We start from the raw sequence: 4,763 nt of genomic DNA, 5'->3' as shown, positions 1-4,763 counted from the left end.
TTTCGTTCTTGATTACAATAGGGTACTACATTAAAAAATTTGTATATTTATAGTCTCACTGTCTACAACAATTACTTCTTTAATTACCCTTCTCAATATTTCTTGTTTATGCTCAAAAGTAAATTCGTTTTTCTTATTCTTCATAAACATATTGATCGCAGATTCCAAGGCAACCACACTTGGTTCTTTACCTGCAGCTACTTCATTTTCATTTAACATTTCGTTATACTTATCTTGTAACTTCTTTTCTTTTAGTTGAAGATTTCTTATTTGTTCTTTGATTTCTTCCAGATCCATATCATCATCTTCACTTAGGCTGACAAGTTGAAACAAACGCTTGCGGCCCTTTTTAGCTTTTTCTATTTCTGCTAAGACATATTCCATTTCTTCTTTTAAATAGGTCTTTTCATCTTGTTCTCTAAATTCAGCAATTTTCTTTGGATCGCTGAGTAAATCCACTATAGTGTCCCACACATACTTATTTAATTTGTTTTCGCTTATCTGTTTACCGCATCCCTTTGATTTTGAACCAGCATAGTTTTTGCGACATGTGTAAATAAAAAAATCTTTACCATGCGATTTCGTTTTTTTGCCTGTCATTGTTCCTCCGCAACGATCACATCTTACTAAACCAGATAATAAATACTGATGAAAGCTTACTTTTGTTTGGCGTCTTCTCCCCTGCTCTAATAGGGACTGGGCATATTCAAATTGTTCTAGTGAAATAATTGCAGGTATCTCTGTTTTTAACCATTCTTCCTTCGGCCTGATTTTTCCATATTCCACTTTTTCCCCTGCTTGTTTTTTTACATAATTACCAACCGTATCATATTTGTTTTGATAATAATTACCTGTGTATGCATCATTCATCAATATTTGACGGACTACTTGCCGATGCCAGACCTTTGCACCACGTTTTGTTGGAATACTTATATCTGTTAGGTGTAGAGCAATACCATTTATCCCCTGAAATTTACTGTTAGGATTGGTGTAATAGTCAAAGATCATCCTGACTACCTTTGCTTCCTCTTCATTTATTTCGTATGTTTCTTTCTCTTTATTATAATGGTATCCATATAAATGATTGTTTTTAACAACCTTACCAGACTTGGCTTTTCGATATCTTCCTGTCATAGTATTATGTTTAATCTTAGCTTTATCAAATTCAGAAAAGGCACCCCTAACTTGGAAATACAATTGTCCTTCAGCATCGTTTTTGTAATCGCTTCTGACAAACTGCAACTCTACGTTATTCTTCTGCAGTGTCTCCGTAATCATTAGCTGTACTAATAACTTTCTAGATAATCTGTCAGGATCATAACATATCACTTTATGAATAAGTCCATTTTCAATATCGTCTTGTAATCTAGTCAAAGCAGGTCTATTCATTATTTCGCCAGTTATTCCTTCATCAACATATTTAAGGTATTCTTCATTTCCAGCCAATTGAATACACTCTTCAATCTGGCCGTTTATGCTGAATCCCTTTAATTGTTCCTCTGTCGACACCCTTGCGTAAATCCCTATCAAGATTATTTTGCTCCTCTCTATATTTCTTTACAATATAATGATAGCAATCTTGTATAACTTTGTCAGTATTAGGACCCTTGATAATGTTGACCTTCATGTTGTCATCACCTCATTAATCTATATGAAGTGATGGCTCGTACTTATTAGTCCAAAAAAATTCATATAAATAATCTTCAGCTTTGCTTACTTTGATATCTAGTACTCCGAGTTATATTTAAACTACACTTAAATAACTATTGGAGCCTTTTTCCGTATATTCTGTTGAGATTGTTTTATTATACAACCGGGGAAGATAGGGAAATGTCTTAAGTGAAAATATTTACCAGTAATAATGCTCTTGAAATAAATAAAATTCAGTTCTGAGGAAAAGATAAAAATAAAAAGGAAAAATAATATGATTTTTAATGTCATGATGGTCTTTATATTGCCTTGGATTGTTGGGTGCTTTCATCTTTACAAAAAGGATAGATTGATAATCCCACTCATTGGCCCATTTTTTTCAGTAATAGCATTTACTGTAAATGAGTTAGGTTTTTATTTGAACTTTTGGAAGGTAAATTCCTCTAATAATACATTTTCCTTTCTACCATTTAATTTAGGTATTTATCCAATATTAGCAAGTTACTTAATATTTTTTATTAAAAGAAGGAAGAGTCCTTTTCTTTATATCTTTTTAATATCATTATTTACAACTTTACTTGAAGTGATATATGTCTTAACTGGAAAGATTATTTACGGAAATGATTGGAATTTTATGTTTACCTTTTTTTCCTATCTGTTTCCCTATTATCTCGTATATAAATATTATGTTTTTCTTAAAAGGAAGAACGTTTTAAAATAAAAAATTTAAAGACCGTATGCTTATTTTAAAACTATACGGCAGTATTCCTTTAACTATTTATTTGAGTTCTTCTGGTAATACCGGTGCAGTTTTATTGAATAGGAAACCTAGGAAATTGAGCTATTTAATTCTAGTTTAATTAGTTATTTAATTAAAACAATTATGTATTGTTAGATTCATTCAGAAAATCTACTATAAAAAAGGAAGAAAACAATTTATGGTCTTGCTTACTATTTCAATAATCTTATTTAATTTCATTGCATATAAGAAAAATAAAATACCTACAATGAACAGAAAAGTAAGTCTATGGACTTTTACTATTGCCTTTCAGATCAGTTTTGATATGATTATTGAATTTAAGTACGGAGGGTATTGGTATTTTGATAAAGGTGTAGATTGGTTTGGAGTTTTTGCACACACGATTTTAATTCCTCCAATCAATATACTATTTATAAGCTACTTTCCATTTAACCACAGTATTATTAAAAAGGTATTATATATTGCTTACTGGACAGCAGGGATTACAATGTATGAAGCACTGACTTTACTCCCTGAACCTTTGGGCTATTTTCATTTAGGCTGGTGGAAATTGTGGTTCGAATTTATTATTGTACCTATTCTCCTACTTATGATATTGGGTTATTATAAATGGATTAGTAAGTTAGAAATGATAGCATTGAATATTAACAAAAGGAGCAATAAATAATATATTCTTTAGATTCTTAAAAATATTCCTCTGATTCAAACAAGTATTATTTTTTGCGTCCGGTGAATATAGCTTAGTTCTTATTATTCCAAAAAAACTCCTATTTAAGGAATGTACTACATCGTAAGCTTTGCTTACTTTACCTATCTAGTACTCCCGTATATATAACTTTGCTTATTAAATAATTGATGTAATTCTCTATAAAATGTGTTGAGTTTGTCTTATATAACAAACGGGGCAGCATTCCTGTAATAAGTGAAACGTTTATGGTAGAAAAGTGGCAGGTTAACGTAAATAAAGTATAAATCAATTAAGGGAGTTTAGGGGGAACTTATGTTAATTTCTACAATAATTATGGGCTGGATAGGAATTATAATTTTCTTAATTATTGTTTTTACATTTCAAAAGAAGGCTAAAAGTAACGAGTTTGCTTTTATGCACATATTGATGGCTTTAATGTATGCAATGTGGTTACCTTTACCATTGGCATTAAATCAATTATTAAATTCGGAGTCCCTACAAGTAGGCTCTATATTTGGATTAGCATATTTATTTATGCTAATTATTTCAATGTCTCTTCAAACAGGACACATTACATATATGGTAAAACATAATGATGATAAATCTATTACAGAAAGTCAAGGTAATTATATGATGGCAACATTATCTAATCCATTTGAACTAGTAGCTAATATTTTTAAATGTATTTGGTCAGTATTTCTATGCATCACTTTCTGGAAAGATGAACAAGTGATAATGACAAGTCTTATGTTTTTATTTAGTTTACTACTTTTTTATTATTTATTTATAATGCTAGATACAAGTTTATTAAAACGAGTTAAGGTTTTATCAAAGGTAAAAGCGAATCCATTTATTATTAATCTTGAAACACTATTTTTCTTCATTATTTTAATGAGTTATATTACATTTTAAATCTTCAAGGAATGTGAAGTGTTACACTTAAACGAAACGGGTTCGTTTGTTAATTAAAAGAAAAGCCCCCCTCTATTGAGTAGGCTTTTCTTATGCGTGCAGCTTATAGTGTTTAGTAATGAAGGAGGCAGCTATATAGAATACATTAATCTCCTTATTATCCCGGTCTATAAATCCCTTTATTCTTAAGTATGAAAAGTGGTCAGAATTCAGAAAACAAACAAGAAATTGATACAGCAAGTGAAATTTGCAAATTTATAGAAGTACTAGTTGATGGTATATTACTGTAGAAGAATTTGAGAATAAAAAATAACTATTAGTTTTATATATGATATGCTCCCCTATAGGTAGACAGATTAAAAAATAAAAATCTGGTTACTTATAGGGGAGTATTTTTATGCCTAGAAAATCTTATTCTGTAGAAGAGAAATATCAAATAGTGAAAGCTTTAGGGGAAGTAAATTCGTCACTCCAAGTTTCATCGATTTATAAGGTGCACTTTTCTACCGTTTTGGAATGGAAATATAAATTTGATACATTCGGTTTAGAAGGACTAAAAGAGACTTCTTCCTGGAAAAAGTATTCTAAAGAACTAAAGTTATCCGCTATTCAAGATTATGCCTCTGGAAATTACTCGATTCGTGAAATTACGAGAATGTATGAAATATCAGATCCATCTGTCCTTAGAAGGTGGATTAAGAAGTATAATAGTCATAGTGAAATAAAAGATACGTCACAAGGAAGGACGAGCTC

Annotated in this window: 5 protein-coding genes; 4 read left to right on the top strand and 1 reads right to left on the bottom strand. The window is 30.4% G+C overall.

Features of this window, described 5'->3' with window-relative positions:
- Window positions 1-30 precede the first annotated feature (30 nt).
- On the bottom strand, window positions 31-1,530 hold the full coding sequence (locus BCI01S_RS24370) for a recombinase family protein (protein WP_061801334.1): 1,500 nt from the start codon (window positions 1,528-1,530) through the stop codon (window positions 31-33).
- Between the two features lie 394 nt (window positions 1,531-1,924).
- Between BCI01S_RS24370 and BCI01S_RS26310 the strand changes: the two genes are divergently transcribed.
- The 4 genes from BCI01S_RS26310 to BCI01S_RS24350 form a co-directional block, all read left to right on the top strand.
- A complete protein-coding gene (locus BCI01S_RS26310) occupies window positions 1,925-2,371 on the top strand; it encodes a CBO0543 family protein (protein WP_061801333.1) in 447 nt (148 codons plus the stop codon).
- 217 nt (window positions 2,372-2,588) lie between these two features.
- Window positions 2,589-3,077: a hypothetical protein gene (locus BCI01S_RS24360; protein WP_061801332.1), complete on the top strand. Its 489-nt coding sequence runs from the start codon at window positions 2,589-2,591 to the stop codon at window positions 3,075-3,077.
- Window positions 3,078-3,512: 435 nt separating this feature from the next.
- The gene (locus BCI01S_RS24355) at window positions 3,513-4,010 is read left to right on the top strand and encodes a hypothetical protein (protein ID WP_235844569.1); all 498 of its coding nucleotides are present in this window, start codon (window positions 3,513-3,515) and stop codon (window positions 4,008-4,010) included.
- A 397-nt stretch (window positions 4,011-4,407) separates the two neighbouring features.
- Window positions 4,408-4,763 (top strand): helix-turn-helix domain-containing protein (locus BCI01S_RS24350; RefSeq protein ID WP_156485503.1); only part of this gene is annotated, 356 nt, incomplete at its 3' end.

Source organism: Niallia circulans NBRC 13626 (assembly GCF_001591585.1).
GTDB lineage: Bacteria > Bacillota > Bacilli > Bacillales > Cytobacillaceae > Niallia > Niallia circulans.
The sequence above is the reverse complement of the archived record's forward strand: the minus strand, read 5'-3'. Positions and strand labels throughout refer to the sequence as shown.